General features: G+C 41.3%; 30 protein-coding genes. 8 read left to right on the top strand and 22 right to left on the bottom strand.

The genetic code is table 11. From position 1 onward, the window contains the following. Positions 1-44: 44 nt before the first annotated feature. The 21 genes from ABDK00_RS13265 to ABDK00_RS13165 form a co-directional block, all read right to left on the bottom strand. The gene (locus ABDK00_RS13265; protein WP_346236914.1) at positions 45-563 is read right to left on the bottom strand and encodes a hypothetical protein; all 519 of its coding nucleotides are present in this window, start codon (positions 561-563) and stop codon (positions 45-47) included. Between the two features lie 20 nt (positions 564-583). Then, a complete protein-coding gene (locus ABDK00_RS13260) occupies positions 584-910 on the bottom strand; it encodes a hypothetical protein (RefSeq protein WP_346236915.1) in 327 nt (108 codons plus the stop codon). Between the two features lie 19 nt (positions 911-929). After that, on the bottom strand, positions 930-1310 hold the full coding sequence (locus tag ABDK00_RS13255; RefSeq protein WP_346236916.1) for a hypothetical protein: 381 nt from the start codon (positions 1308-1310) through the stop codon (positions 930-932). A 716-nt stretch (positions 1311-2026) separates the two neighbouring features. Then, the gene (locus tag ABDK00_RS13250; protein WP_346236917.1) at positions 2027-2485 is read right to left on the bottom strand and encodes a hypothetical protein; all 459 of its coding nucleotides are present in this window, start codon (positions 2483-2485) and stop codon (positions 2027-2029) included. An 11-nt stretch (positions 2486-2496) separates the two neighbouring features. Continuing rightward, a complete protein-coding gene (gene terL / locus ABDK00_RS13245; protein WP_346236918.1) occupies positions 2497-3933 on the bottom strand; it encodes a phage terminase large subunit in 1437 nt (478 codons plus the stop codon). Further along, the gene (locus ABDK00_RS13240) at positions 3890-4390 is read right to left on the bottom strand and encodes a hypothetical protein (RefSeq protein ID WP_346236919.1); all 501 of its coding nucleotides are present in this window, start codon (positions 4388-4390) and stop codon (positions 3890-3892) included. Before ABDK00_RS13240 ends, terL begins: the two co-directional genes overlap by 44 nt. Beyond that, positions 4390-8439 carry a tape measure protein gene (locus tag ABDK00_RS13235; protein ID WP_346236920.1) on the bottom strand — a complete coding sequence of 1350 codons (4050 nt, stop codon included), beginning with the start codon at positions 8437-8439 and terminating at the stop codon, positions 4390-4392. The genes ABDK00_RS13240 and ABDK00_RS13235 overlap by 1 nt, the downstream gene beginning before the upstream one ends. A gap of 1 nt (position 8440) precedes the next feature. Further along, positions 8441-8902, bottom strand: coding sequence for a hypothetical protein (locus tag ABDK00_RS13230; protein ID WP_346236921.1), 462 nt, complete (start codon positions 8900-8902; stop codon positions 8441-8443). After that, positions 8899-9441 (bottom strand): hypothetical protein, encoded by a 543-nt coding sequence (locus ABDK00_RS13225; protein ID WP_346236922.1) that lies wholly within the window; start codon positions 9439-9441, stop codon positions 8899-8901. Before ABDK00_RS13225 ends, ABDK00_RS13230 begins: the two co-directional genes overlap by 4 nt. 94 nt (positions 9442-9535) lie before the next feature. Beyond that, a complete protein-coding gene (locus ABDK00_RS13220; protein WP_346236923.1) occupies positions 9536-9772 on the bottom strand; it encodes a hypothetical protein in 237 nt (78 codons plus the stop codon). A gap of 11 nt (positions 9773-9783) precedes the next feature. Next, positions 9784-10407, bottom strand: coding sequence for a hypothetical protein (locus ABDK00_RS13215; protein WP_346236924.1), 624 nt, complete (start codon positions 10405-10407; stop codon positions 9784-9786). A gap of 1 nt (position 10408) precedes the next feature. Then, on the bottom strand, positions 10409-10591 hold the full coding sequence (locus ABDK00_RS13210) for a hypothetical protein (protein ID WP_346236925.1): 183 nt from the start codon (positions 10589-10591) through the stop codon (positions 10409-10411). A gap of 17 nt (positions 10592-10608) precedes the next feature. Next, a complete protein-coding gene (locus ABDK00_RS13205) occupies positions 10609-10815 on the bottom strand; it encodes a hypothetical protein (protein ID WP_346236926.1) in 207 nt (68 codons plus the stop codon). A gap of 305 nt (positions 10816-11120) precedes the next feature. Next, positions 11121-11252 (bottom strand): hypothetical protein, encoded by a 132-nt coding sequence (locus tag ABDK00_RS13200; protein ID WP_346236927.1) that lies wholly within the window; start codon positions 11250-11252, stop codon positions 11121-11123. A 101-nt stretch (positions 11253-11353) separates the two neighbouring features. Then, on the bottom strand, positions 11354-11809 hold the full coding sequence (locus ABDK00_RS13195) for a hypothetical protein (protein ID WP_346236928.1): 456 nt from the start codon (positions 11807-11809) through the stop codon (positions 11354-11356). After that, positions 11745-12575, bottom strand: a complete 831-nt coding sequence (locus ABDK00_RS13190; RefSeq protein ID WP_346236929.1) for a hypothetical protein — start codon at positions 12573-12575, stop codon at positions 11745-11747. The genes ABDK00_RS13195 and ABDK00_RS13190 overlap by 65 nt, the downstream gene beginning before the upstream one ends. Next, positions 12575-12898, bottom strand: a complete 324-nt coding sequence (locus ABDK00_RS13185; RefSeq protein WP_346236930.1) for a hypothetical protein — start codon at positions 12896-12898, stop codon at positions 12575-12577. Before ABDK00_RS13185 ends, ABDK00_RS13190 begins: the two co-directional genes overlap by 1 nt. A gap of 12 nt (positions 12899-12910) precedes the next feature. Then, positions 12911-13246: a helix-turn-helix domain-containing protein gene (locus ABDK00_RS13180; RefSeq protein WP_346236931.1), complete on the bottom strand. Its 336-nt coding sequence runs from the start codon at positions 13244-13246 to the stop codon at positions 12911-12913. Positions 13247-13301: 55 nt separating this feature from the next. Beyond that, positions 13302-14264, bottom strand: coding sequence for a hypothetical protein (locus tag ABDK00_RS13175; RefSeq protein WP_346236932.1), 963 nt, complete (start codon positions 14262-14264; stop codon positions 13302-13304). Continuing rightward, positions 14261-15499, bottom strand: coding sequence for a site-specific integrase (locus tag ABDK00_RS13170; protein WP_346236933.1), 1239 nt, complete (start codon positions 15497-15499; stop codon positions 14261-14263). The genes ABDK00_RS13175 and ABDK00_RS13170 overlap by 4 nt, the downstream gene beginning before the upstream one ends. Positions 15500-15866: 367 nt before the next feature. Beyond that, positions 15867-16775: a hypothetical protein gene (locus ABDK00_RS13165; RefSeq protein ID WP_346236934.1), complete on the bottom strand. Its 909-nt coding sequence runs from the start codon at positions 16773-16775 to the stop codon at positions 15867-15869. Positions 16776-17178: 403 nt separating this feature from the next. On the opposite strand from ABDK00_RS13165, the gene ABDK00_RS13160 reads away from it, so the two are divergent. The 6 genes from ABDK00_RS13160 (at position 17179) to ABDK00_RS13135 (ending at position 23518) form a co-directional block, all read left to right on the top strand. After that, complete coding sequence (locus tag ABDK00_RS13160) at positions 17179-17499, top strand: hypothetical protein (RefSeq protein ID WP_346236935.1); 321 nt, start codon at positions 17179-17181, stop codon at positions 17497-17499. 12 nt (positions 17500-17511) lie between these two features. Continuing rightward, complete coding sequence (locus ABDK00_RS13155) at positions 17512-18354, top strand: hypothetical protein (protein ID WP_346236936.1); 843 nt, start codon at positions 17512-17514, stop codon at positions 18352-18354. Between the two features lie 11 nt (positions 18355-18365). Beyond that, positions 18366-19046 (top strand): response regulator transcription factor, encoded by a 681-nt coding sequence (locus tag ABDK00_RS13150; protein ID WP_346236937.1) that lies wholly within the window; start codon positions 18366-18368, stop codon positions 19044-19046. Continuing rightward, positions 19043-20359, top strand: coding sequence for a HAMP domain-containing sensor histidine kinase (locus ABDK00_RS13145; protein WP_346236938.1), 1317 nt, complete (start codon positions 19043-19045; stop codon positions 20357-20359). The genes ABDK00_RS13150 and ABDK00_RS13145 overlap by 4 nt, the downstream gene beginning before the upstream one ends. A 100-nt stretch (positions 20360-20459) precedes the next feature. Then, on the top strand, positions 20460-21263 hold the full coding sequence (locus ABDK00_RS13140) for a DUF4382 domain-containing protein (protein WP_346236939.1): 804 nt from the start codon (positions 20460-20462) through the stop codon (positions 21261-21263). 1139 nt (positions 21264-22402) lie between these two features. Beyond that, on the top strand, positions 22403-23518 hold the full coding sequence (locus ABDK00_RS13135) for a formylglycine-generating enzyme family protein (protein WP_346236940.1): 1116 nt from the start codon (positions 22403-22405) through the stop codon (positions 23516-23518). Positions 23519-23556: 38 nt separating this feature from the next. Here ABDK00_RS13135 and ubiE read toward each other — a convergent pair whose 3' ends face one another. Continuing rightward, on the bottom strand, positions 23557-24321 hold the full coding sequence (ubiE, locus tag ABDK00_RS13130) for a bifunctional demethylmenaquinone methyltransferase/2-methoxy-6-polyprenyl-1,4-benzoquinol methylase UbiE (RefSeq protein WP_346236941.1): 765 nt from the start codon (positions 24319-24321) through the stop codon (positions 23557-23559). A 124-nt stretch (positions 24322-24445) separates the two neighbouring features. Here ubiE and ABDK00_RS13125 point away from each other — a divergent pair, with 124 nt between their 5' ends. Both ABDK00_RS13125 and yihA read left to right on the top strand, forming a co-directional pair. Continuing rightward, entirely contained in the window at positions 24446-25471 is a 1026-nt protein-coding gene (locus ABDK00_RS13125) for a GntR family transcriptional regulator (RefSeq protein WP_346236942.1), read from the top strand. 78 nt (positions 25472-25549) lie between these two features. Beyond that, positions 25550-26194, top strand: a complete 645-nt coding sequence (gene yihA, locus ABDK00_RS13120) for a ribosome biogenesis GTP-binding protein YihA/YsxC (protein ID WP_346236943.1) — start codon at positions 25550-25552, stop codon at positions 26192-26194. Positions 26195-26201 lie beyond the last annotated feature (7 nt).

The following is a 26201-nucleotide window of genomic DNA, read 5'->3' as shown; positions in this document are numbered from 1 at the left end:
ATAAAATGCCCGATGTAGAAACATCCGGCCTCAAATCAAATGATTTATTTACTTTCCAAGTGTACTAATCTTGAACCAGCAAGGGAATATTCACAAAAGAATTTATTCATCTCAATCAGATGCCGAACCATAACAAAATAATCGTCAAACTCATCGGTTTCTATTGGATCACTCGTACCCCTCCACCACTCATAAAATGCGTGCGTTATTGATTCAATGATTAAGTTTAAGCTGTTGTCAAAATAATCGTAGCCGTTAAAAAATCTGATTATTTCGTCCTGAGATCGGGAGTTAGAAAGTCGATTTGCCAGATTTGATAAAAAATATACTGCATCACCGCTTTTCTTCCTGTACGCCAGCCTTTGGATTACGTCAAAAGCCCAGGTAGCGAATCTATCTTTATCGATTTTATTCAAGCAATAATTTAATAACTCGTATGCCGCCTCTTTTTCTTCGGCTATTAACCCGGATCTATCTGTTTTCTTGCTTTGGAAAGCCTTTCCGAAAATCGTACTGTTAAAAGGCAAGTTGTCTTCCATTTTGAATATTTGCTTATGTGCCATTATCGATGTTTTAAATTTAATTAATCCTCCATTGCTAGTGCGATAAAGTTGCTGATAAAGGTCAAGTGATAAATTTGATCCGATATAAAGTTTTTTGTTCTTACAAAATCGGCGTCAGCTTCTTCACCTTCAAAAGCTATCGTATCAGTAATGGCATGGTTAACCGTCTTAATAAAAACGGATGTCGGCGCGGTTCTGCTCAACTGGTATGCCCCGTAATATAATCTTAAGGCTTTATTGAGATCAAATTTCGGATCATATTCACCGGGCAATTGATACTCGGCCAACGATTCAGCCTGTTGTTGTATGGAGTGCTTAAAATCTTCTAAGCTTATGTAAGCGTTCATTGTAATTACTTTTAATTGATTAATCTTGATACTTTCTTTTTATATCACTAAATATATCTTGTGAGATGCAGCCCGAATACCGCTCTACAGCTTTATAATCCAAATAAACCCCGCACTCACTTTCAACGTATCGAAAGAAAAACAGCAAATTGTTAAAAATATTCGCTGCATTCTTCTGTGTGTGACCCTCTAATTTGCTTGAGATTTTAGGATTGATAAGATTGAGGGCTATATCCTGTAAAGCGGATTCGTATGCAAAAGCCTCGAGGTCACTGCCTCTAACCAAATTATGTACAAGCTCGGTTAGGTAACGGCTCCCCCTTTCAAGTTCGTTAGGATTTTTTGCAGATATTAATGACGCCAATTGTAGCGCTTCAGCACGATCTATATTATTTTTCATTGTATAAATTTTTGAAGGTTAATTTAAATGCACTCGTCGTAGTTTTTTCCAACGGTTATTGGATAAGTGAAATTTAAAAGTGATTTATTTCAGCGCTAATTTCGGAAGTGTAACGTCAGTATCTGAATGCACCCAGGTTCAAGATTCAGAAATGCCCATTCCGGATTCGGCTGAGGTTCTTTCCGCGGGCAATAGTAAAAATCCCAAAAAGCCAAAGGGCAGCGGTCCTGGAAGGAACAATTTTTACAACTACTCATAGCTACCTCCTTCTTTTAAGATGAACAATAAAGAGCCGTTAACAAATGTGATTCTCGGCCGGGCTGGTGGTGGTTGATCCCGAACTTGTCTTAAACCTGGTAGATAGTGTTTGTGGATGTTTTGTTGCGGGATTGAGAAGTCCGCTGTTGTAAAAAGTTCCATGACTAAATAATTAAAGGCGCACTCGTCTCAAACAACACTTAGAAAGTGAAGATATAGGGCTTTCACCTACAGCGTGCGCTTATTGTTAATTATGTGTTTTAGTATTGCTACTAAATGTTGTTTGAGGATTCAAAGATACAATCTGTTTTGATATTACAAAATTTATTTTCTCTGAAACTCAATGCCAGCAAGGGTTTCGACATTTTTAATATATTTCAATATACAATTTGTGTTTACTAAAGCCCAAAAGAAAGCCACCCTAAATAGAGCGGCTCGAAAAAAAGGAGGAGTAATGATTAGAAAGATGCTGTAATTTCTTGTTTTATTTTTTCGCAAACCTGCGCATAAACTTTGTAGTAGCCATCAGCCTTTAGCCACATACACACTTCGTCAAACTTGTTGGAAAGATTTGATTCTTTCATATCTAGATAGTAAGCGGTAGCGACACCGGCCCCCTCGTGCATGTAATGAGTTTTAAGTTCACCTATTTTATATCTTGAATAGATTAAAACTATTACACCCAGTACAACATCCCTCGAAGTAAACATGCCCAAATTAGTTAACCCTGGCCCGTACATCTCATACACATAGTCGCGAATGCGCCCAATCATGGATAAAGGATATTCCAACGGCTTAAAAGACTCCTGCGCCTCTTTTACTACTTCAGGATGCCGCTGCTTTATGTAGTTGAAAATATTATTTATGCTTAAAGTGGTTGAGGATTTTGTAAGTGGTTTTTCAAGAACTGATATCATAGAATTTATTTTTATCTGCCAGCAAGATATTTGGCAAGGTTTTGAGATTTTTTGATAAGCAATGTATTTCTTGTAGCTTCAACCAGACAGTCAACAGCTTCGTCATGCTTCATTTTTGGGAATCCGCACACCTCATCTAAAAACGCCTGGTTCCAGTGTCCTCTGATGAGTTTAACGCGCCCGGCTTCTACTTTTGCTTGTATGTTGACTGCCCGCGTTACTTTGTCTTTATCCGGGTTTTCAGATTCTTTGATGTTTAGGCTGGTTTCGCTTCGCAACTGTTGAACAAGCGACTTTCCAGACGCTTTAGGCTCGATCCTAATCATTGATGACGGGCTATAACCATGATTGTTTACATGATCTTTAATGAACTTGCATAGTTGCGGAAATTCCAATCTTTTACTTATCCAGTTCTTGATATACAGGTTATTATTTTCCTCATAATAAGCTAATATGCCAGATGGATCATTTGTTGATTTCTCTGTATAGGCTGTATCAAGTTGGAAGTCAATTTTTCGCTTCTTAAAGTCGTCTTCAATGATTTCAAACCACTCACGTAGGAATAAGCCACCTTTAGCATCCACCGGCCTTTGGAGCATTTGACCGTCAAAAGAAAAGCTTCCTAATTCTTCCCTTGCTTTCGATAATGTTTCCCGGTCGAGCCTGATCGGGTCGAGCAAGCCATCAATGTAATTTTCCCGTAATTCTATTGGCAGTATATTGTTATGTTCCAGTTCGGGTAATTCAGCCGGTAAACAAATATGTTTTATCCTAAGTGATTTTGACAGCAAATATCCAGTCGGATCATCTTCGTGAAGGCGCTGCATTACTAAAATAACAGGTGTGACCTTTTTATCCGTTTTACGGGTTGATATAGTCCGGGTGATCCATTTATTAGCCGTATCTCTTTCAGCGTCTGATGTGGCCTCCTGTGCGTTTATAGGATCATCTAAAATAATTTGGGATGCATGTAACCCGGTTGCGGTTGAGCCGGTGGAAACGGCATACCTTTCGGCGTTATGGCCGTTTTCAAGCCTTGACTTAGCGTCTGATCTGATACCAACTTCCGGGAATAAAGATTTGTACAATTCGGAAGTAAAAACCTTTACGGCCTTATCCCCTAAATCTTCGGCAATGGTTGCAGAATATGAGCCGCAAATAAAGCGCTGACTAGGGTCTATTGTCCAACACCAAAGCGGATATAAAACCGAAATAATACTGCTTTTGCTTGTTCCTGGAGGAATGTTTATGATAAAGTAATCAAACTCACAAGCCCTGCGATCTTTTACGGCTTCACCTACAGTTTGAAGCTCTTTGCACAAATACTCAATATGCCAATTCCATACCGGCGTTTCATTTATGAAGGTATGCCAGAACGTTTTTACAAAGTGAAAGAAGCTTTGCCTACACGCTTGCGTTATCAGGTCTTTGTATTCTTGTTTTTCCATTATAAACAGTATCGATTATTTCGTCTAATTGTTTTAGTTGCGTCGGGCTAAGTTTTTTTGTGTCAATGGTTGGTAGCTCATGTATAACTTTTTGCTCGGTCACGTTAGCGATGCCTAAATACCTGGCTGCAAGATTTGCATTCCAGTAGTTCGCTAACGCTCCATTTAAAACCACGCCTTTAGATTCGGCCCGGATCTGTTCGACAACGCCTTTAAACTCTTCATAAGCCCCATCAGCATTAGCTAAGTAGTGACTAATGTCGTGGATAATGTTATTTTTAGATAACCAACCCTCAAAACCTGCAATTGTTGGCGGTTGCTCTTTTGCTAAAAAAACCTCTTTAGCCTCCGCGCCTCTAAAGTCGTTTGTCTTAAAGGGGTTCTCCTTACAGAAAATAACATATTGTTGCCATAATTCATAAAGCCTTTCCGGTGTTGGTATGTATTTCGCTTTCATTATAGTCCTATTGCTCTAGATGCGTTATCCGCACTTTTTATTTTTGTGTCCAATGATTGTAAATGTTGCGCGCTCTTATAAGTATTGGCTTCAATCTTCACCAATTGTCCTAAACTTCTATCAGCTATACTGTTAAAAGTGGCGAAGCCATTTGTTAACAGCTCGTTTGTTTTTAGCTGCGCAACCCGCATACCCATAGTATGACCCGCTAATAAGTCTATACTTTCCTGTGAGGCGGATGAAATAGCGCCTTTTAATGAGTTTTGGTTTCTTGCTGGTGTTGAGCCATCGGAGCTGTAAATATCAATCCCTTTACTGCTGGCATAGTCTTTCGCGTCCTGAAGTAGTTTGGTTGTTTGCTGCCCTAATACATCGGCTGTATCTAAAAACTCATATAAAGCTTTTTGCATTGCTTCATCATCACCACCGGCAAAGCCTGCTTTTATTCTTTCCTCTAATTTTTTCAGTTCCGGCCCTAGTATTGCAGAATAAATAAGATCGCTGTACAAGTTTTCTAAAGATTTGGCAAATCCACGCCTGAAAGCATCCCCCGCGTTTTCGCCTCCGTTTTTAAAATTATTCACCAGCTCATCCATTATGTTATTACCTACATCACCAATCAAGCCTTCAACAACTGATTTGATGGCCTCTTCTGCTTCTTTGTATTGTTGCTGGAGTTCTGTAACATATTGAAGCGTTTCCTTTGTCTTTGCATCTAAAAGGTTTGAAGTAAGAAGCGATTTAGCCCGGGCGTCATTTAACCGCCCTTCCTCATCGATCAGATCCGGATAAACTTTCAGTAGATTATCATAGACGTCAACAACTTGTCGTTTCTTAAGAAAGCCTCCGATGAAGCCAACGATACCACCAATGATGGCACCGGGTACACTTAACACGCCTCCTGATGCACCTATAATCGCTCCCGTTCCGGCTCCTGCTGCTGTTGCCCCTCCGATGGCCGCCCAGTCTCTTCTTGCTTTTTTGGTTCCAACCTTCACAGATCCTTGCTGTAGCTCGCCCATAGCCTCATTATATTCATTCACCAGGTCGATCTGTTGCTTCAGGCTACCCCTTATTTTAGCCAGGGAGTCAATATGAAAGATGCTGCTTTTCATATCGGATTTGATGCGCTGCTCTTCAAGCAAAGCAAGGTTATAACCATGTTGGTATGCAATAACGTCTTGCAGGTACTGCGTTTCTGTTAACCGGTTCTGTTGTACTGATTTGGCAATGTCTGAAATAGTGTTTATAATGAAGTTAGCGGCCAACTGAAATTTGTCGGCGCTAGTCAATGTACTGTTGGATAGCTTTTCCCAGGCATTTGATAAATTGGCTATGTCATCTGCCAGGTTCGTTAAAGTCAACCCCAATGATGCCAACTTAGGATTTGTATCACCCAAATTAGATAAAACACTACCAATCTCACCTACTGCCCCAGCCAAAGAACTAATAAACAATAGCTTTTTACTGAAGATATCCAGCTCTTTAGCGGTTTTATCAGCTTGCAAGTCTTCCAGCCTGTTGCGTAAAATCTTTAATGCTTCAGCCGATTTGATGCCGGCCGCTTCTGCCTGCAAAAGCTCCTCCTTAACGTTCTCAATCTCTTTATTGAGTTGCGCTAATTCCCTGTCATCAATATTTAGGTTTAATAAACCCTTTGTAAAAGATAGCTTGTCAGTCAATACAGATTGTTGCTCCGGCGTAAGGCTGGCATTCTTTAAAAGGTATTCGATACTTTCAATTTGCTGCTTTACGGATTCTGTTGTGATCAACAATACATCGTTAAAAATATCCTTAGTGCGTGTGATGGCGTCGATGTTATCAGCATCCACACGCGCCAGGGCTTCACGTTGAGCGGCTTCTATGCCTGCGATTAGATCCTGACGGCCGTTTAAAACCGCTTTATTGATTTCGCCTGTATAATATTTCTCGATCTCTACGCGCTTAACTGCATACGATCCATAGTCTTTGATAGACTGATCCAGCCATTGCTTGTTATCATCTGCTCTTTGCTTATTGTACTTATCTTCAGCCACACCTAACGATGCCGATTTGAACGTATCTAAAGCAGGTTGCCCTTTATCCAAAATACCCAATCGTTTAAAGGCTTCAACCATTTGATTATATTCGCGCTCAATTATGGCTTTGTCTTTTTCGATGCCTTCAAGCCTTTCAATGCGTAAGTCTTCCAGCTTATCATTTGTTTGCTGAATCAGCCGCTCGCGCTCTTCGTCTAACTGCTTTTGCTCATTCAATAAGGCTTTATTATCAGACAGAGCCTGTTTGCTTGCTGCGTTTTGAGCCTTGTTTGCCGCGTTTACGCTGTAACTGGAAAGGATTTTGTCATAGCCTTGTATTTCGGCAATTATCTTTCTTCCGGCAGCCCCTTTGGCTTCTACATCGGCTAAAGCGTCTAACCTAGATTGAGCATCTTTTTTTAAAGCCTCATAGTATTCTTTATTTTTTACTTCCGCTTCTTTTTGGGATGCCGATCGTTTAGTTAGCGCCTCGTTTTCAGATCTTATGTTATCATCAATCTGCTTGTTTTGGTCACGTAAAGCCTTTGCTTCATCTTCAAGTTCCTGATTGCGATAGGCAACAGCAGGGGATAGACCGCCTCCTAAAGCCTGTTGAAATCCATATTTTATCGATTGAAAAAAACCTAACCCTTTCTTTTTGTCCTGCTCTATTTGGGCAAGTCTTTTATAATTTTCTACTTTAATATCCTGTTGAGCTTTCGCTTTCGCCTCCCGGTCTAATGCAGCAATGTAATCGTTAATTGCCCTTGTGGCTTCTCCGGTTTTAAATGCTTCAATTGTAAGCTGGTTTAACCGGCCGTTGGTAATCTCTTTTAGCCTGTTTAATGCCGTAACCCTTTGCCCGTTGGTATTATTCTCATTTTGGATTTCGCGAACTAAATCCTGAATTTTTAATTTCTGCTCAATAACCTGTTCATTTGCGTCAGCCATTGCGTCATTTAACCGCTCCTGTGCGGCCTCCGCTTGTGTAGTCTTGTCGGAGAACAACACTAATGCCGTTACAACCGCTGTGATTGCCGTTGCAGCCGCAACATAAGGATTTGCCAGCATGGTAGCGTTTAGAGCCTTCTGCGCCTTTTCTACAAGCAATAACCAACGATAGCCCAAAGCTTGTGATAAACTCCAGCCATTACTTGCTAATGTGGCTAATATTACGGCTGTTTTATACGCACCGTAGGTTGTAATAAGAACGGCAAGTATTTTACCCACCTCTTTATAATTCTCTACCAGAAAACTAGCCGCCGAAATAGCATCAGAAAAAGCGCCTTCGCTCGATTGACCTATTTCATTAAACATGTTCTGAATAGAATCCTGTAAATTGGATATTTGACCGCCTATTGTTTTGCTAATCGCCTCCATGCCCCCTGCAACACCTTGCATGTTACCCAATCCAGTAATGTATTCGCGTATCGCTTCACCTGTAAACTGTACTTCTTTGGTAATGCCTTTGAAAGTAAAAGCAACTTTATCACCTTCTTTTGATGTACGTATTCCGAGTTCTTTTAATCTTTCGAATTCTCCGGTTTGGGCGTCAATAATGGCTTCGGTTAGCTGATTAAATGATTTACCTTGAGAGGCCGCTAAATCACCTAATGATATAATTTGTTCGCGTGTTGGTTTAAAACCCTGGTTAACGAGTTTGACAAATGATTCTGTTAGTTCACCCACTCCAAAAGGTGTAGTCGATGCAATGTTTTTAATTAAATTCATTGAATCAGCCGCCTCTTTCGACGATCCCAACGTATTAGTTAGTACAGCTTCGTATTTCTGAAATTCCGCTCGTACGTCTGCAATGCCTTTTATTAGTTGGGTCGCTTGCTGGGCTGTGAAAATAGCCGCGATAGCCGTACCTGCACCACGAAAAGACTGCTCCATGCGTTTGCCTTCATCCTCAACTTTATCAACCGTTCCCCGCACTTCACGGCGAAGTTTTGCCAGGTCTTTTTCCAAATCGGCTAAACGCACTCCAGCCCTAAAGCCTATCGATCCGTCAAAGTCAAAATCTGCCATTTTAATTTATGTTGTTTTGGTTTACCATTATGTTCGCGACTCTTTGCATTGCGTAAGCTTGTGAAAGCGATAAGGCTTCAACATCACTAATACCTACCAGGTTGGGGCACTTGTACACCATTTCCATTTGGGTTAATACTATATCCCAAACAGACATTAGTTCATCCTTGTCAAACACCCTTTCGATCAGTTCAATTTTTTCTATGCCGGGATTGATTGTAGGTATTTCAGAAACCGCTATTGCAATGCATGTAATTAACTGCGAATGATATTTACTGTATAATGTTTCAAAGTCTATGGTCGAACCCGATGCAGATAGATGCTGGCATAGAAATGCACAATGTTTTAGAGATAACGACGGTATCAAAAAAGTATAATGGACGCCTTCATAAGACGCTTTAATGGTGGCCACTTCTTTAGAATGGCGAAAAAATGTTTTTGGTTCCAGAATTTCTACACTCATCTTTTTCTAGTTTTTTGTAAAAGTTTTTTTAACTCTATTTTGAGCGCCTTCATGGCGTCTTTAGCGGCACCGGTAATAACATCGTACCCTTTTGATTCTACATATATGGCGTAGTCCATACCTGCTACAAACACTATACAAAGTCCATCCAACATAGCAACTTCTTGCGCTTTGTCCTTAGCAGCTTTACCTCCTTTGCCCGTTCCAAAGTTTCCGGCAATAAATTGTCTGTCACGATAAATGCCATATCCAATGGAGTTTCGAAGGTTCGCAGTAATATCCGTGAACGAATTGCCGCCGCCCGATGTACGTGTATATTTTTTACCGTTGCGATAAAAAACTCCTGTATTTAAAGAACTCCCTTTTTTTGCGGCGGTTACTTCGATATATTTCCACCTACTTAATTCCGATCTGGCATCTGCGATAAACTGCTCACCTATTTGCGACATTCGATCAATAAGAGCATTAATGAACGCCTGTTTTTTTCTTTCCAGGAATGCTGCTACGTCTTGATCAGTAAAGTCTCTTTTAAAACCCATTACATAACCATTAATTGCCTAGAGTCTTCGTTAAACTCAAAAAACCGGTTATAATCGATTTTAGCAGCGCTCAGCACATTACAAGCCAGGTTGATTAGTTCAAATCTCTTTCTAGTGTTGCCTGCCAAATATCAACTGGCAAAACATGTAAAAGCCCCTTCATTCGGATAAACACAAGCTCTTTTAATTTTGCGCCAGAATTTAGAATCAAGTCTTCTGTCAACTCCCGGTCAACAACAATATCAAAAGTGTTTGCAACGATTTGTAAGGTCGGATTGCATTTATCGAGATACGTCGCAATTAACATTTGTAAGGCTTGAGGTGTTGGCATCGAAGTGGTGTTTATAGTTTTGGTGGGTCGCTCGTTGCAAAGTCGAAGTCAAAATTTTTATCATTTACAACAAATTTTTTTGCTTGTCGATCATAGTCGATACAGACTCCAGCGTTTATTAGAAAGGTAGGGTGAACATCTTTTAAAGCCTCATTTAAAAGACTTACCGCCTGCGTTGCTTTTTCATAACCGGCAATCCCTTTGGTTGTTTTCAACTTTCGGCAAAACTGGTCTTTGGTGTCTTCGGCAAAAGTCTTTGAAAGAGTAGGCTTACCTTCAACAATACTATAAGCATTCATAAAAGAGTTTACCTGAAGAAAAGTAGCTTTTGCTTTCATTAGTTCAGTGTGAAGGCGCTGATACTCTTGAATTTCTACTTTTACGGCGCTATCTCTTATGGATGCAATCGATACGCCGGCTTGTGATAATTGGTTTGTGATGATCCTGGTAATGGCATCAATGATAGGCTGTTGATCGCCCCCGTCAATTACTTTTTGAAGGAGCGTATTTGTAAAAGCAAGGCCCGACCTTGTAGATACAGCCACACAAAAGTCATTTAGTTTATTTTCAAAAAATGTCGCCTCTTTCAACATTTTACGATGTTCCTGCTCTTTATATTCCAATAAAATTTCCATGTTATGCCATTAAGTTATTTACCAATGTTTTCGCCAACTCTTTGCTATCCGATTCTTTTTGCTTTTGCTGTTCAGGTTGCTGATCCCTGTTTTCATTTTCTATCTTTTCAATGATTTTTTTAAATTCCAGTCGCTGCTTCGGCGTTATGAAGCGGCAATACCGCTCAAAAGAAAATGCATTCATGTGTTTGTTTTTTTGGCTTAAAATTTCATTTGATTCACAACCTCATCGGCGGTGGTAATAACTTCGCGCTCTTCGTCTGTTTTTTCAGCCCAATCCTTAGCCTCTTGCGTCCATCGGTGTTTGAGTTTTTGAATGTCAGATTTGCTCATTAATGCCAATGCTTCATCAATACTAAGGCTGGTGAGTTGTTTTCCGCGCTCATCGTATAGTTTTGGTTGTGTCATTATTTTAAAGAGTTTATTTTTTCATTATCAACAATTATCCTCGATTCAGTTAGAATGCAATGCTCTGCGCCAAATGCGTTGTTAAAAACGCCGTCCATGTGGTAACGTACTTGCGGGCTGTAAAAGCTATCTGCTGTGATAGTCCCGGAAAATAAAGGCCGTTGACATTTCATGATGAAGCCCCATTGTTCTGCTGTAAAATTCCTGCCCGTTTGATGCCTGTAGCAATCATGCAATGCATTGGCAGAAGTTGCAAAAACGGTTGCCTGCTGTCGAGTGCTGTTAATGCGATTTTGGTTCATTTCTTATTTTTTGGTTGTTAAATATTGCTTCATCATGGCAGAAACATTTTCGGGAATAGGTACGTCCTTTTTTGTATCCTCCTTTTTTATTTCCTGCAAATACGCTTGCATCAGTGGGGATATTTCTTTTTCCATACAGTGAAAATATTGCAACTCTTATGGTAGGGAAACCTAATAGATATAAGGCTTTATAGATTTATAAAATGGCTGTTATAATTTTTAAAGCTGAATCAACTTTAATATATCCCGTTTTTTTTCACAAATTGATTATAGCGATCAATTTCAAAGAGAATCGATCGTTCATTTATCTCAACGATTTTTTCCTTAGCTTTTTGAAAAACATCTTCATTTGGAAAGTACCGGCGATCACTGTTTCGCTCATTTTGTTGTTCTAGGCGTGTGCGCGCCGCTTTTACGTCAAATAGGGCGTTTCTAAGGTTTTGTATACCTGACCCTTTATCGTATGGAGTAAAGCCCATAATAAGGCTGTTAATCGCTATACGGACACTTACGGGCTCTATGTCGGGACTAAGTTCAATAAGTTTTTCCGAGTAAGCCCTTATTAAACCATCGGATAAGGGGAAGGGCGTTAAAAGATTGTAGTTTAAAATTTCTTTTCCGATTGCCTTAACTTGAATAGAAAGACTGGAATGGGTCGTAAGATGATTTTCGGTTATTGTTTGTAGTTCCATTTTTAAAGTTTTTTAATTGTTCGTAAATACTATTTAGTTTGCTTGCTAATGTTAAAGGATCGGCTGTTGATAAAAAAGTACTGCCTGTAACCACTGAGTGTGATAGCATGTAGTCAAACGCTGCTGCTGTGGTTTCAGGTGTTATCTCCTTATCGGAATCTTTTTGCCAGGCGTTTAGCTGTTCAATTATTAGTTTTAAGCCCTTGCCATCTTTACCGGTAAATTGCCATTCAGGATGATGTTTAAACCAAATACTTTTACAGGCATTAAAACAACTATTAATAAAATCATTTGAATCAAGCGAAGTGCTTGCACTTCCTTTTTGTTTCTTTGTTTCTTGGTTATTGGTTTCCTTGTTTATTTGTTTTATTATACTATCAATGCTTTGTACCGTGCTACTACTTTGCTTTGTACTGTGCTTTATCAGTGCTTTATCAAGTGCTTTATCAAGTGCTTTGTTAATATTTGATAGGGCAATAATATTAGCGGTGTATTGATTTTTGCTTTTCTCGATCATTTTTATGAAGCCAAAACCGATCAACTCATTTAGCGTTTTAATGTAAGTATTGTAAGATTTTATCCCGATTGCCTCCATCGCTAAAGATGACGGCAAACCAAAGATTGGTTTCCAGCCCAACCTATTAGAATGTTCGATGATGAAAAAGTAAAGAGCCGTATGATTGGGGTTTATCTTTTCGGAATTTTCAAAAGAAAAATCAAACCATTGTCGGCTAAGTTCATAGCCTGAAAGCTGTTTCTTTTCCATTATCCAATCCCCTCCATGCCATCGAACAGGCGCGTTTGTGGATCGCTTGGCCTTAGATCCGGGTTGGTTGTAAGGTATGCAGCTTTGAAACCAGTAATAGCGCAAACTGCCTTTCCGGTCTCCCATAGTTTCCCGGCTTCTTGCAACCATCGCTTGTAGCGGCAGGCGTTCGGCCGGTAGATGTTTAAAGCAATCGCCACCATAGTAGCTGTTGCTGTATTTTTCTTTAAATATTCAGCAAATTGTCGGTATTCGTTTTGCCAATTGTCGTATTTTTGCGGTGTCGCGCCTTCAAACGCTTTTCCCGCTTTTTGATTTTTCATTTGCGGGTTTTTTTATTGGTTGGCTAAAAATTTGTTTGCGTCATTCGCCGCTTCGGCTTTGGTTTTGCGTTTGCCGTCTTTAAGATATTTTATCAAATCGCTTTTTAGGAAATAGACTCGTTTTCCTTTTTTCATTGATGGTAGTTTGCCAGCTGCATTATCTTGGTAAACAGTCTGTTTAGACAAGTGTAGGAAATCGGCGGCTTCATCGACCGTCATTAGGTCGCAATCGGGTTCTTTTGTGTTGCAGGTGGTAAGTTGCGTAATAGCTAACTCGATCGAATGCAGTTTGTTTAGGACGGCTACCATCGCTGATGGCACTTCGTCAAATGTTATTTTGTTTATCATGGGACAATGCTACCAGTCGCATTAGTCGCGCCAGTCGCCATTTTGTCGCCATGTATTACTTTACTCCTTTTTTCATCATACCAATGATACTCAAATCTGTTTTTTCTTTTAGTACCGAAAACAGTTTTCTTGTAAAATCTATGAAGTTTTGGTCTTTAGTTAAGGTTTTGGTTGGGCTAATTGCTAAATGCAGTTGTCGCATTGCTTTAGCAATATTGGTCGCCGTACCTTTTTTTGTTTGTATTGGTGTTTTGGGTCTATATTCTTTTTCTTGCTGAAAAAAAGTTATTTCACTCATAACTTTTTCTATTTGTTCAATAGTCAGGCATCCGGCTTTTTGCAGATCGCAAACCATATTTTGCTTTTCAGACAAAATCACATTATCACCGCTGGATACAGGCATTTTATTCACAAAGTCAATCAAGTTGACGTATGTCGCCCTTGTGTCGCTATTTTCCATTTTTTGTTCCTCTGTTAGCTTGGTATCAAACCTCAATATTACATTCTCACATCGCTTCAAAAATTGCTTCTTGAACGATAGAATATCTTTAGGTTTGTATTTCTCCTTTTCTCTCTCGAATATTTTATACAGACTTAATTCACTTGTTACAGGATGCTTAAATGTTTCGGGAGTGGTTTTTACTGGCTGTTCAACTCGCTTCCAGTCTATTGTGGTTTTTATTTGTCTTGCCCTTTTTAGGGTTTTTATTTCACCATCGGTTATTGCTTTTATTAGTTCATTTGGTTTTATGTTATCCAGTGGAGCGAGTGCTTTTGCTCTCTCTTCTCTATAACGTATGTATTCCTTTGTTTCGGCAATACATTCTTTACATTGATCGTATGCCGCTGCATACATAGTGCCATCGCCGCCAGCGTTTATATTTTCCAATTTTCGTTTTTCGATTATACACTTGTAGTTTGTAAAAAAATCCAGCGAAGCGTAGGCGTTCGTTTTAATAAAATTTTTCATGCCAATTAAGTAAGCGGCCATTTCTTTTGCATCTTCGTAATAGTTCATTTCGCTATTTTTAATGGTTTTACCGCTGCTGATATTTCTTTGTATGCTTCGTCATTAAACGATTTTAAATAGGTGGCCGTAGTCTTTGCGCTTGCGTGCCCTAATGCCTCCTGTATGCGTCCAATATCAATGCCGCCCTGCTTTAGCTTGTTGGCAAATGAGTGTCGGGCGTGGTACGTGCTTACATGCTGTATCCCTATTGCAGCGCATATTTTTTTCAGTTGCTTATTGGTTTGGCTGATAAAGGACTTTACCCGTTTGTGTAGGGTTTCAGCGTCCATTTCTTTTGTCAGGAACGGGAACAGGTAGGCGTTGGGGCTTACGTTATGAATGCGGTATTTATTAATAATGGCTTTTGCATCACCGTCAACATGCACTATTATTTCGGTCGGCTCGTCCGTTTCATCGGTCTTTTGGCGAAAGAAACGTATAAACTCGCCGTCATATTCTTTTACTTTCAGGTTCAGGATGTCAGTAAAGTTCATGCCTGAACAAAGAAAACTTAGTTTCCAAAAGTCTAAGGCTTTGATCTGCGCTTGCATTGTTGGCTCATAATAGTATAGTAGGCTTAATTCACCATCGGTTAACGCTCGTTTACGCTTAACGGGTGCTGGTGGTGCATACTTCGCTTTCTCATTCTTTTGCCGCCTGAAAGGGTACAGGTCTTTATCTATCTGCTTTGCGCCTATCTGTTCGTTAAATATGGTTCGTAGGGTGCGCAGGTACATACTAATCGTGTTCTTTGATTTTCCGGCGTCATGCATCCACTTTGAATAGGCTTTCAGAAAAGAAGCTGTTACGTTACCGATTGCTATATTCTTTTTGTAGGCATTCAGGCTTTGTATAGCGTTCCGGTATGTGGTGGCCGTTCCTATTTGTCCGTTTTCTGTTAGTTCCTTTATTTTAGCCTCGTAGATGGCTGTAAGGGTATCGGCTGCGGCTTTGTTCTCTAAATACCTGTCAGCGAACCCATCAAAAGTAAAGAATGGCATCTTCTTAATTATGTCATCAGCTTTGATTTTATACGCTTCAAGATCAGTTTTAATATTCGCCCGCTCCATATTGTCCTGCCTTTTTGCGTTCATTATTTTGTCGAACTCCTTAGCGGTCAGGACGTACTTTTTAATAGGGTAGTACCGCCGCTTACGGTCATAGGTAACACGTAGGCTTATTGCACACGTTCCGTCCGTTTTTGGGTGGCTCGCATCGATAAAAATACTTGTTGAGGCTAACATAAAAAACAGGGTTTAAATTTCTCCGTCACAAATTCCGTCACATTTCCGTCACAAAGCTAATAAATAACCAATAAACAACCAAAAACAACAAACTAATATAATGCAGTGTGGATAAGTGTTTCAATCAATAATGACGCGGGTTTCATAGGTTTTTGATAGTCGTATTTTTATTGCTGGTGTGTGCCTTCTAAGCAGTAGGTCATTGGTTCGAATCCAATCCGGATCACTTAAAACCCAGTATCAACGGTATTTGTAGGTAATTGGGGTAAATTGAGGGGTAAGTTTTTAAAAGATCTTGGAGTATTCTAAGGTTTTTTTTATCTACAAAAGCGAATAAAGAATCGAAAACTAGACAATCACGAGTGCCCTATAGCTTCTTAATACTTCCCTGAATCATATTTAGGTCATTTTCAAGGATATATAGGGTATGACGAGCGAAATTCATGTCTGCATCTATTTTTTGCCGTTCTTCGTTCGTTAGATCCAACGCAATCAGATTTTTGTATTTTTTTCCTAGCTCATTTAGCTTAATTGATGCAAGCGCCAAATTTTTGACTGTAATACTTTCGTCGTATTTTTTAAGCAGAAAGTAGAATATAGCTAATTCCTCATCAACATTCTTGACATCGGGGTTGGTCGTAAATAAGCTATAGGGTCGAAAGTTTTTTCTCAGATCATTTTTTAAATCATTCATTTGCGCCATTAAAACTTGCAACATACTCGTTGAGTCTTTCTCTGATATTTCTTGCAACGCAGCTGGTTGCGATAATGAAAGAAGCTTGACAAGCGAGTTAATACCCTCATTTTCGGAAGTCGACTTTTTCGTCGCGAGAATGGTTTCCTTCAGGTCTTTTTGACTTTGAATCACATCTCGATATTTCAATTCTCTGTTGTAATCCAGAATCCTCATAGGGCTAATATCAAATATCTTCTTTGTGCCCTTCTCCTGAATCAAAACTGTGGGCTTATCAAAAGCTTGTCGCATTCCCAACTCAAATAATACATTTGGGTTCCTACTACTTAAGTCGCAAATTACCATTGGACTTTTAATCAACCTTTCTAAGATATCTAAATGAATAAGATTGGTTTGTTTCACTTGCTCTGCCCTTGTCGGTTGAAATCCCGCTTCCTTACATGCTGGCGAAATTATATCTTCGAAAACTTTTTGGAAGTGCCCGGACTCATATCCGTCAGGATCGGTAATTGGCATTATTACAAAACATTCCTCCACTTTTGTGGAAGATTTGGCGTCCACATTCTTTTTGTTATCGCTCATAATTTAATTGTTAGATTGGGGTAAATTTAAATTTTACTAGTTTACTGATAGCAGAGCCATCATAAACGGAACCGGCGAACACCCATTACTGACCGTTCGCCGAGTGGAGCCATACAGGTCCCATAATTCCGTTACAAAAATGCGAAGTTCTGACTTAGCCTTATTTCTTTCTGCCGAACCCGATACCTATTATTTTACCTGGCAATTAGAATTGCAAGTTTTTAACTTTATAATTTTGGGTATCGCGGCCAAAGACATTCACATGCTTCTCGGCTATAAACCTGATCTCGGACTAGAGCCAGCCAGTTCTTCATCTTATCTTCATAATTTAGCGCGTAACTTCGCCGGTTGATGGCGATCCGGTTGGGGCGCTATTGTCATATCGGTCAAATACAAAAACGTCATGAAGCTGTCCATTCGCTACTTCCTGTTGATAATGCTGATGCTTGGTGCAACTTTGGTGTGGGCCAGCCGGGCCCATGCGGCCGGTGGTGGATGGGTGGTGCTCGTTGACACTATTCCGGCCAGGGGCAAACCCGTTGATGAAAAAAAAACAGCGCCGAAGCAGGCTGAGCCGGCACAAAAAAAATCAACACCAGTTCCCATAAAAAAAGTGCCTAAGGCAAAAAAGCAGTTGCCTCCAAAAGTAATAAAACCAAAAATTAAAGTGAAGCCGGTCAAAATAATAAAGCCTAAAGTTGTGGGGAAAGGTTTGGGAATATAATCAACTGACCACATGCAGCAAAGTGTTCGCTCCATATTAATGTCCCTGATTATAAGCGCTGCTAATAGCGCCGGTGCCTATGGACAGGCGGTGGATCGAGCGGCGGATAAAGAAAAGCCCACGCTGACGGTTGGAGAGGTGGCTTGTTCCAACGCCGACTTTTATGGGCAAACAGCCGCAGAGCCGCTGCCGTATATAGCGCTGGCCGCCTCTTTTAATTTGCCCGCCGGTATCTACTTTTCCGCAGCCACCTACAGGGTCTTCAGCGAGGAAATGAAACAGCCATTTTTGGCGGCGTCGGCGCTCGGGGTAGGTTATTTATTAGATGTCCGCAACAATCTGGAAGCCGGCATCAGTTACACGCATAATTTTTTTCCCTCAAATACAGCGCTCTTGCAGGCCGGCGTTACGGGTACCGCTACCGCCGAAATTAAGTGGCAGCACTGGGCGGAAACTAAAGCCACTTTTGATTATCTGATGGGCCAAAGCAACGATTATTTCCTGACGGTGGGGAATGCTAAAGTTTTTGATTTACATATCCCCTCTGAAAAGGCCGTCTTGGCGCTGGCTCCCGAAATTGCAGTTGCCATGGGCTCGCAGCAGTTTTATCAAACGTATTTGATCAATCGTGAAAATAATGGCAAGGGCAAGGGGATGCCGCCGCCGCTCGAACAGCAGTTGGCCTACAACAAATTTGGGATTGTTTCTTACAATTTCAAAATTCCTCTGGACTACAACCGGGCCCGCTATTTGCTAGAATTGGCCTATCAGTTGTCTTTACTGGGAATCAACGCGCTTTCCGGGCCGGGCCGAGCCAATTCGATGCTGTCGCTAAGCGCTTTTTATCAGTTTTAAAGTCCGTAAAAATGAAAGTGTTAATAATAGAAGATGAAAGATCGCTAGCCCTTGAGATGGAACATTTCTTAAAAAAGGAACGCTTCACCTGCGATTTGGCATTCAACGGCAAAGCTGCGCGCGAGATTTGGTGCCGGCAGAGCTATGACTTTTTTTTGCTTGACATCGGCCTGCCAGATATAAGCGGCCTAAGGTTGCTTAAAGAAATCCGCCTTGATCACGCGGAGGCCGGAATCATCATGATCACAGCAAAGGGAGATCTCGAAGATAGAATACAGGGGCTCGATTTGGGCGCGGATGACTATTTGCCAAAACCATTTTCCCTGTTAGAAATGAGAGCAAGAATAAATGCAGTAGGCCGACGCAAATTTCAGATAAATGATTTCAATATTCAATTGGGCGGGTTTGTGATCGATACCCGACAAAGAACGCTTGCATATAACGCAGTAAAGGTCGAACTTTCCAAAAAGGAATTCGATTTGTTGAGCTTTATGGCGCTGAACAAAAACCGGCCCTTAACCCGGTTACAGATCAGCGAACATCTGTGGCCGGATAGCGCGATGGACGATTACGATTCCAATTATATAGATGTTCATATAAAAAACATCCGAAAAAAATTACAAGCTTACGAACCTCCGGACTGGTTGGAAACGGTTAGGGGAATTGGTTATAAAATACATTGCATCGATTGAAACTAGGCACTAAACTGGTACTTTTTGCAACGCTTTCTTCGCTTTGTATTGCGTTGTTAATGATTCTCATTTTGCCCTTATTTGTGAAAATTGTGGCAGACAGAAATACCAATGCAGCACTACGGTCGCAAAAATCGAAGGTGATAAAGGAAATAGAGGCGAATGGGCTCGACTATTATCTCGAAGGAGATTCCATCTACGGAAGTTATTCCATGTTGAAAGATGAATACATCTCGATCGAACCGGGAAACGAAAACCAGCTGGCCGACCAGATCAAAACCGAACGTCGCATTGTTGACCAGGACACGATCGTTTACCGCATACTCACCCATACGATGCGGGTTTCAGACAAAAATTATTTCATTGAAATTGGCCGTAAAATTTCTTCCATTAGTCAGGACGGCAGGGCGATGCAGAAAATGGCTTTATATGTGTTGGCTGGCATTGTGATTCTTATTCTTTTAGCTAATGTTTTTTATACCAGGCATTTATTGAGGCCGCTCAATTATATTAATACGAAGTTACTCAATATCAAATTTCCTTTTACCGATACTTCGCCGCCTGTTAAAACGTCAACTTTCGATTTCAAGTATTTGGACCAGGTCATCTCGGGCCTGATGGTGCAAATCAATCGTGATTTTAGAAAAGAGAAGGAGTTTTCTTCCAATGCTTCTCATGAACTCATGACCCCGATCAGCATCATTCAAAGTAAGCTGGAGAATATGATCGCTGATGCGTCAATGCGACCAGCGCAGGTTGCAAAGATGGAGGAGATCATGCGGACCTTGCACCGGCTTAAGAAAATTGCAAAATCTTTATTGTTGATTTCAAGGATAGATAATGATCAATATATCAGGGAAGATACCACGTCTGTAAAAGGGCTTATCGAGGAAGTAACCGGCGAATTACATCACCGGCTCGTTCAGAAGCAACTGAAGCTCAACAACCATTTACAGCAAAATGTTCTTTTAAAAAATGTCAACAAGGTGTTGTTGTTTCAGCTTTTTTACAATGTCTTAAATAATGCTATTCAGTACAACAAACCGCGGGGCGTCATTGACATCAGTGATCAGTTGATCGGGAATCAGAAGTATGCCGTTGTTATAAAGGATACAGGATCAGGGATTAGCGAGGCGCAACTTCCTTTTATTTTTGACAGGTTTAAAAGAACAACCGGTGCCAGCCCGGACAGTAACGGTTTGGGGCTTTCTATTGTCCATTCGATCGCGCAATATCACAATCTCGAACTCGCCGTATCATCCGATACATCCGGCACGGCCTTCCAGATAATTTTTTCAAACGAACATATTTGATTTTCATCATTTCTTCATTTTGGGGAGTTAAGTTTGTCCCATAATCCTTACCTGAAACTGTACCGTCTTATTGAACGGCTCAGTTGATAAATTCAATTTTATGAAAAAACAAAATTTATTGCTGACCTTGGTGGGTGTTTTGATTTTTGCCTCCTGCAGCAAGTCAGACAGCGACGCGGCGCCCGAAGGAACTGCCAGCGTCCAGATGTTTTTAACAGACGCGCCGGCTCATTACGATGCCGTTTATTTATCTGTTAAAGGAGTGGAGATTAACAATGGCCTTGATGATAAAGGATGGGTAACTTATCCTTTGAATCCCATAACGGCTCCGCTCAATATCCTCGATTATAGAAATGGTGATGTGTACACGATGGGCGAGCCTTATATGCTGCCGGCAGGAAAAATAGAGCAGATACGCCTGTTGTTGAATGAAACGGGTAACACGGTTGTCGTGGATGGTGTACCACACGATTTAACGATCCCTTCCGGGTCACAGACTGGATTAAAAATCAATTTTCATCAGGAATTGGAACCCGATGGTGTGTATAAAATAGGATTAGATTTTGATGCGGCGCGCTCCATTCATCAAACCGGAAACGGGAAGTTTATGATGAGGCCGGTAGTGAAGGCGTTTACCGAGTTGGCCAGCGGCCAGGTTTTAGGTTATCTGAAGCCCGCTGAAGCGTTGGGGCTGGTTCATTTAATAAAAGGATTTGATACCATCGCCAGTGCAATTCCCCGTGCCGACGGTTACTTCAAATTGGTAGGCGTTCCGTCGGGAACTTATGATCTTTCTTTCGATGCCGAAGACACTACCGGTTATCTTGATGCAGTAAAACCCGGTGTGACCGTTACGCTTGGTAAGTCTACAGATCTGGGAACAACGACACTGGTTAAACCTTAAATCTTATGCGGGCAAGGGGTTTAGTAAAAGGCTTGTAAATTGCTACAGGCCTTTTCCCCTTGTTTATATCCTGTTTTGAAATGGTCAATTTTTGTCTTTCATAAACTAAGCAAACTGAAGTAGAAACGGCTCGTTGATAAAGTCTGGCAAAAAATCGTGTGGCGGAAAGGGTGAGCCCTTTTCTAAAATGCGGTCGTGCAAGGGGAATTGTTTTCTGCTCCTTCTTCAAGTAGCTTTTTAAAATTCGTTAAACTTCATTTAAAAGCTTCTGCAATTAAAGTTCAGTCGAAGCGAGGACGCTTGTTTGTTGCGGTTTTATTCAGCTTGGAGTAAAGCGGCATTGTCAAACGCATAATCATTAATGGTATTTCCGGATTCATTTTTCGTCAATGTATAGTATGTTCGTGCTTCTGAATAAAAAGCTGCGCAAGCCTGAGACATCTTTTCAATGTTTTGTATCCTGTTTGTTCGATAATTATGAGCTGATATTTACTCCTGAATAATTTTTCTTTCGATGCGTTACTAAAGAAAGGTTGTTTCTGTGCCGGTTCGAGCAGAGAGTGGCAATTTAATGGTTATAGGGTTATTCTTCATTATATAATGAGGAGGTTTTTATAGGACGTTTTCTATTCGACAATGTCTTCAAAAGTCAGTTCGTTTTTAGTTTTACTGATTGAAATACGTCTAAAAGTGGGCGCATAACCTTTTTATCCACTTGGTTCAAAATATTCACGAACATAAGAATTTCCCGTCATAATTCTGTGTCACTTTAGGTCCGAAATATCTTTTAGGATAAACAAGTTTCTTAGCGAAGAAATAAAATAAGAGTCCAAGTGCAATTGGAATTCCTACGAGCACTACAATTAAAAGTCCTTTGCATAGTACTGAGTCCAAATGTTTGTTGTCCGTAAGTTAGACGTCTTAAAATAGGCAACTCTCAAATATATACGAAAGTTTTTGAATATGGCCCGATACGTTGTATAAGCATGTTGCATTTCGCTCGCGTGCAACCACCCGCTGTTCCCACCTCAGTGAATTAAACGGCTTTTTCCCGGCCTGATAAATTATCTCAACTGCCGCTAAACCAAAACCTAAAGCGAAAGTCTTAATCTTATTGATAAAACCGGTATTTTTATAAAATGATTTCATTCAAAGGTTTGGTGTTGCCAGCTATTGCTACGGCCCTGCTGCTCGCTTGCAACAATAATGGAAAGACAGACGAAAAAGACAGTAAAGACACGTCACATGCATGTATGCCCACTACTTCCCGATTTGGAAATGCTGATTCCAGCGCCGTAAGTTTCGGTGGCGATAGCTCGGTGGCCGGCATGGTGTTGATTCCCGGCGGCGTTTTTGATATGGGAGGAGATAATAACCAGGCAAGCGAGGATGAATATCCCAAACACAAAGTAAAAGTTGATGCTTTTTATATGGACGCCACCGAGGTGACCAATGCCCAATTCAGAAAATTTGTGGAAGCAACCGGCTATATCACTACCGCCGAAAGAAAGCCCGATTGGGAGGAAATTAAAAAAACAGTGCCGCCCGGCACGCCGCGACCGCCCGACAGCCTGCTGGTTGCCGCATCGCTCGTGTTTAAACAATCAAATGGCCCCGTGGACCTGAATAACTACAGCCAATGGTGGAGCTGGGTAGCCGGCGCCGACTGGAAACACCCGCAGGGGCCCGGCAGCAGCATCGAAGGAAAAGATAATTTCCCTGTCGTTCAGGTGAGCTGGGATGATGCACAGGCCTATTGCAAATGGGCCGGCAAAAGGCTGCCTACCGAAGCCGAATGGGAATTTGCTTCGCGGGGCGGATTGATTAATAATATTTATCCCTGGGGCAATGAGCACGTGAACCAGGGTACGCCCAAAGCCAATAGCTGGGAAGGGAAGTTTCCTTATCTAAATGAAAAGAAAGATGGCTATGTGACGATCGCGCCCGTTCGTTCTTATCCCGGCAATGGGTATGGCTTATACGATATGGCGGGAAATGTGTGGGAGTGGTGCAGCGATTTATACAATTACGATTACTATAAACAGCTCGAAGGAAAATTGACGGTCAACCCTCAGGGCCCCGATAAATCTTTTGATCCCCAGGAGCCCTACACCATGAAGCGCAGCCTGCGAGGTGGAAGTTTTTTGTGCAACGATTCTTATTGCAGCGGCTATCGTGTGGCCCGCCGCATGAAGAGCAGTCCGGATACGGGCCTCGAGCATACCGGTTTCAGGTGTGTGAAGTCCAAAAGTTGAGGTGCTGCTGATCTTGCCGGGTCTTGAAAGCAGCCCCTTTATTTGGTGGCGGTATAAATGCAGCACATGCCAAAACTGAGGGCTTTGTACGCTGTGTTTTTAAATCCTACTTTATCTAAGATGGTAGTGAAGTTTTTTCTTTCCGGAAAAGCCTTGGCCGATTTATTCAAATATTGATAGGCCTGTTTATCCTGCTTGAAAGCGCGGGCAATCTGCGGCGCTACTACGCTCATGTATAATTGATACAGGCTATTGATAAATGCCGAGCGTGGCCTCGAAAATTCGATGATGCAAAGTTGTCCGCCGGGCCTTAAAACACGGTGCATTTCAGCCAACCCCTTTTCCAGATTTTCAAAATTACGCACGCCGAAAGCCGCCATCACCGCATCAAACTGAGCGTCTGCAAAATGCAAATTTTCGGAATCGCCTTTCTGTAAATCAATGGCATCACCCAGGCCCAGCCTCGCGATTTTCTTTTTTCCCGCTTCGAGCATCTGCACAGAAATATCAACGCCGGTTACCTTCACGCCCTCGATCATTTTGCAGGCGCGTATCGCCATGTCGCCGGTGCCGGTGGCAATGTCCAGGATATGTTTCGGATGATTTTTCTTTAATAAATTAATGGCTTTTTTGCGCCAGCGCACATCTGTTCTGGCAGACAAGAATCGGTTCATAAAATCGTATTTCCCTGCTATCTTGTCAAACATTTCAGCAACCTGTTCTTTTTTGGTTTTGTCCGATTCGCTGAAGGGTATTATATGATCGTGTGGTTGTGCGCGCATGGCCGCAAAGATAGGCGGCATTTAGGTTTTGCGCCCAAGATTCTATTTTTAGTTGGATGCGCAAAGTGGCGACGGCAGTTATTTTGCTGATAAATGAGCGTCGCGCAATGGTTTGTGATAACTTAGAGGTATATTTAGATCGCTCATGAAAGATTTTTTTAAAAATATCGAACTGGATGAATTATCGTCCACGCCAAAATATTTACAGCTTGCACAATCCGTCATCAAAGCCATTGCGCTTGGCAAAGTAAAACACGACGATGTAATGCCGTCGATCAATGAAATGAGTTTTGAATTTGATATTTCGAGGGACACGGCTGAAAAATCTTATAAATACCTCAAAAAGATCGGGGTATTAGGTTCCGTGCCCGGCAAAGGATATTATGTCAAGACGACGAACGTAAAAAACGATACCAAGGTTTTTCTTCTTTTTAATAAACTAAGCGTTCACAAAAAGATCATCTACGATTCTTTTGTAAAAACGCTGGGTGAAAACGCCACAATTGATTTTTACATTTATAATAACGATTTTAATTTTTTCAAAAGGCTGCTCACCAACGCCGGGAAGCACTATTCGCATTTTGTAATTATCGCGCATTTTCTGGAAAGCGGCGAAAACGCCTACGAATTACTCAATACCATCCCTAAAGAAAAGCTGGTCTTGCTCGATAAGCTCGTGCCGGGCGTCAGCGGCGACTTTAGTGCGGTGTATGAAAATTTTGAGAACGATATTTACGAAGCCATGGAAGGCGCTTTGGAGCGGTTGAAAAAATATGAGCGCCTTAAAATAATGGTGCCTTCCTATACTTATTTTCCGGATGAAATCACAAAAGGTTTTAAAAAGTTTTGTCATCAATATGCGTTTCCTGCTTCGGTGGTCAACGATATTGCCCAGGAGAAACTGGAAATGGGGACGGCTTATATTAGCCTGATGGAAGACGACCTGGTATTGCTAATTGAAAAAATAAAGGATTCAAAGTTTAAAATCGGCAAAGATATCGGCGTGATTAGCTACAACGAAACGCCGCTAAAAAGGCTGATCTTGCAGGGCGTCACGACCTTTTCGACCGACTTCGAAGAAATGGGTCGACAGGCAGCGCAGTTGATACTCGATGGCAACCGGAAAAAAATCGCCATTCCCTTTCATTTAAAACTGCGCCCCTCGCTATAGCGCCGTTTTGCAGGTTATCGTTAATTTCGCGCCCTGCGTCTTTCCCTTGGTCAGGCGAAACCTTTAATCAGTTATTTCATGCAAATCATATCAGCATCTTACGTAAAAAGCAGCGCCAATTATACCCAATGCCCGCCGGCCGACAAGGCGGAGTACGCATTTATCGGGCGAAGCAACGTGGGGAAATCTTCGCTGATCAATATGATCTGCAACAAAAAAGGCCTGGCCAAAACATCGGCGGCGCCGGGAAAAACCCAGTTGATTAATCATTTCATTATTAACGACCTGGTAAAAGGCAAAGGGAAGCAGGAAAGGAGCTGGTATTTGGTGGATCTGCCGGGATATGGCTATGCAAAAGTGTCGCAGAAGCAGCGCAAAAGCTGGACTTCCATGATCGAAGATTATATTTTGAAACGCGCTAACCTGGGTAATCTGTTTGTATTGATCGACAGCCGCCACGACCCGCAAAAGATCGATCTTGAATTTATAGACCAGTTGGGCCAGTGGCAGGTGCCCTTTGCGATCGTGTTTACCAAGGCTGATAAAAATAAGCCGGGAGCGACCGTTAATAGCGTGAACAAATTTATCGAAGCGTTGAAGCAAACCTGGTCCGATTTGCCGCCCTACTTTGTGACGTCGGCAGTGAAAACAGATGGTAGGGAAGACCTGCTGGGCTTTATTGATATGTTAAATAAAGAATTTCGCAGCCTTCAGGCGCCATAACTTTTAT

Source organism: Niabella insulisoli, assembly GCF_039652435.2.
Classification (GTDB): Bacteria; Bacteroidota; Bacteroidia; order Chitinophagales; family Chitinophagaceae; genus Niabella; species Niabella insulamsoli.
This window is presented reverse-complemented; position numbering and strand designations above follow the sequence as displayed.

Coding starts and splice junctions, on each gene's coding strand:
- ABDK00_RS13265 (WP_346236914.1), bottom strand. CDS start 563: ATGGCACATAAGCAAATATTCAAAATGGAAGACAACTTGCCTTTTAAC.
- ABDK00_RS13260 (WP_346236915.1), bottom strand. CDS start 910: ATGAACGCTTACATAAGCTTAGAAGATTTTAAGCACTCCATACAACAA.
- ABDK00_RS13255 (WP_346236916.1), bottom strand. CDS start 1,310: ATGAAAAATAATATAGATCGTGCTGAAGCGCTACAATTGGCGTCATTA.
- ABDK00_RS13250 (WP_346236917.1), bottom strand. CDS start 2,485: ATGATATCAGTTCTTGAAAAACCACTTACAAAATCCTCAACCACTTTA.
- terL (WP_346236918.1), bottom strand. CDS start 3,933: ATGGAAAAACAAGAATACAAAGACCTGATAACGCAAGCGTGTAGGCAA.
- ABDK00_RS13240 (WP_346236919.1), bottom strand. CDS start 4,390: ATGAAAGCGAAATACATACCAACACCGGAAAGGCTTTATGAATTATGG.
- ABDK00_RS13235 (WP_346236920.1), bottom strand. CDS start 8,439: ATGGCAGATTTTGACTTTGACGGATCGATAGGCTTTAGGGCTGGAGTG.
- ABDK00_RS13230 (WP_346236921.1), bottom strand. CDS start 8,902: ATGAGTGTAGAAATTCTGGAACCAAAAACATTTTTTCGCCATTCTAAA.
- ABDK00_RS13225 (WP_346236922.1), bottom strand. CDS start 9,441: ATGGGTTTTAAAAGAGACTTTACTGATCAAGACGTAGCAGCATTCCTG.
- ABDK00_RS13220 (WP_346236923.1), bottom strand. CDS start 9,772: ATGCCAACACCTCAAGCCTTACAAATGTTAATTGCGACGTATCTCGAT.
- ABDK00_RS13215 (WP_346236924.1), bottom strand. CDS start 10,407: ATGGAAATTTTATTGGAATATAAAGAGCAGGAACATCGTAAAATGTTG.
- ABDK00_RS13210 (WP_346236925.1), bottom strand. CDS start 10,591: ATGAATGCATTTTCTTTTGAGCGGTATTGCCGCTTCATAACGCCGAAG.
- ABDK00_RS13205 (WP_346236926.1), bottom strand. CDS start 10,815: ATGACACAACCAAAACTATACGATGAGCGCGGAAAACAACTCACCAGC.
- ABDK00_RS13200 (WP_346236927.1), bottom strand. CDS start 11,252: ATGGAAAAAGAAATATCCCCACTGATGCAAGCGTATTTGCAGGAAATA.
- ABDK00_RS13195 (WP_346236928.1), bottom strand. CDS start 11,809: ATGGAACTACAAACAATAACCGAAAATCATCTTACGACCCATTCCAGT.
- ABDK00_RS13190 (WP_346236929.1), bottom strand. CDS start 12,575: ATGGAAAAGAAACAGCTTTCAGGCTATGAACTTAGCCGACAATGGTTT.
- ABDK00_RS13185 (WP_346236930.1), bottom strand. CDS start 12,898: ATGAAAAATCAAAAAGCGGGAAAAGCGTTTGAAGGCGCGACACCGCAA.
- ABDK00_RS13180 (WP_346236931.1), bottom strand. CDS start 13,246: ATGATAAACAAAATAACATTTGACGAAGTGCCATCAGCGATGGTAGCC.
- ABDK00_RS13175 (WP_346236932.1), bottom strand. CDS start 14,264: ATGAACTATTACGAAGATGCAAAAGAAATGGCCGCTTACTTAATTGGC.
- ABDK00_RS13170 (WP_346236933.1), bottom strand. CDS start 15,499: ATGTTAGCCTCAACAAGTATTTTTATCGATGCGAGCCACCCAAAAACG.
- ABDK00_RS13165 (WP_346236934.1), bottom strand. CDS start 16,775: ATGAGCGATAACAAAAAGAATGTGGACGCCAAATCTTCCACAAAAGTG.
- ABDK00_RS13160 (WP_346236935.1), top strand. CDS start 17,179: ATGAAGCTGTCCATTCGCTACTTCCTGTTGATAATGCTGATGCTTGGT.
- ABDK00_RS13155 (WP_346236936.1), top strand. CDS start 17,512: ATGCAGCAAAGTGTTCGCTCCATATTAATGTCCCTGATTATAAGCGCT.
- ABDK00_RS13150 (WP_346236937.1), top strand. CDS start 18,366: ATGAAAGTGTTAATAATAGAAGATGAAAGATCGCTAGCCCTTGAGATG.
- ABDK00_RS13140 (WP_346236939.1), top strand. CDS start 20,460: ATGAAAAAACAAAATTTATTGCTGACCTTGGTGGGTGTTTTGATTTTT.
- ABDK00_RS13135 (WP_346236940.1), top strand. CDS start 22,403: ATGATTTCATTCAAAGGTTTGGTGTTGCCAGCTATTGCTACGGCCCTG.
- ubiE (WP_346236941.1), bottom strand. CDS start 24,321: ATGCCGCCTATCTTTGCGGCCATGCGCGCACAACCACACGATCATATA.
- ABDK00_RS13125 (WP_346236942.1), top strand. CDS start 24,446: ATGAAAGATTTTTTTAAAAATATCGAACTGGATGAATTATCGTCCACG.
- yihA (WP_346236943.1), top strand. CDS start 25,550: ATGCAAATCATATCAGCATCTTACGTAAAAAGCAGCGCCAATTATACC.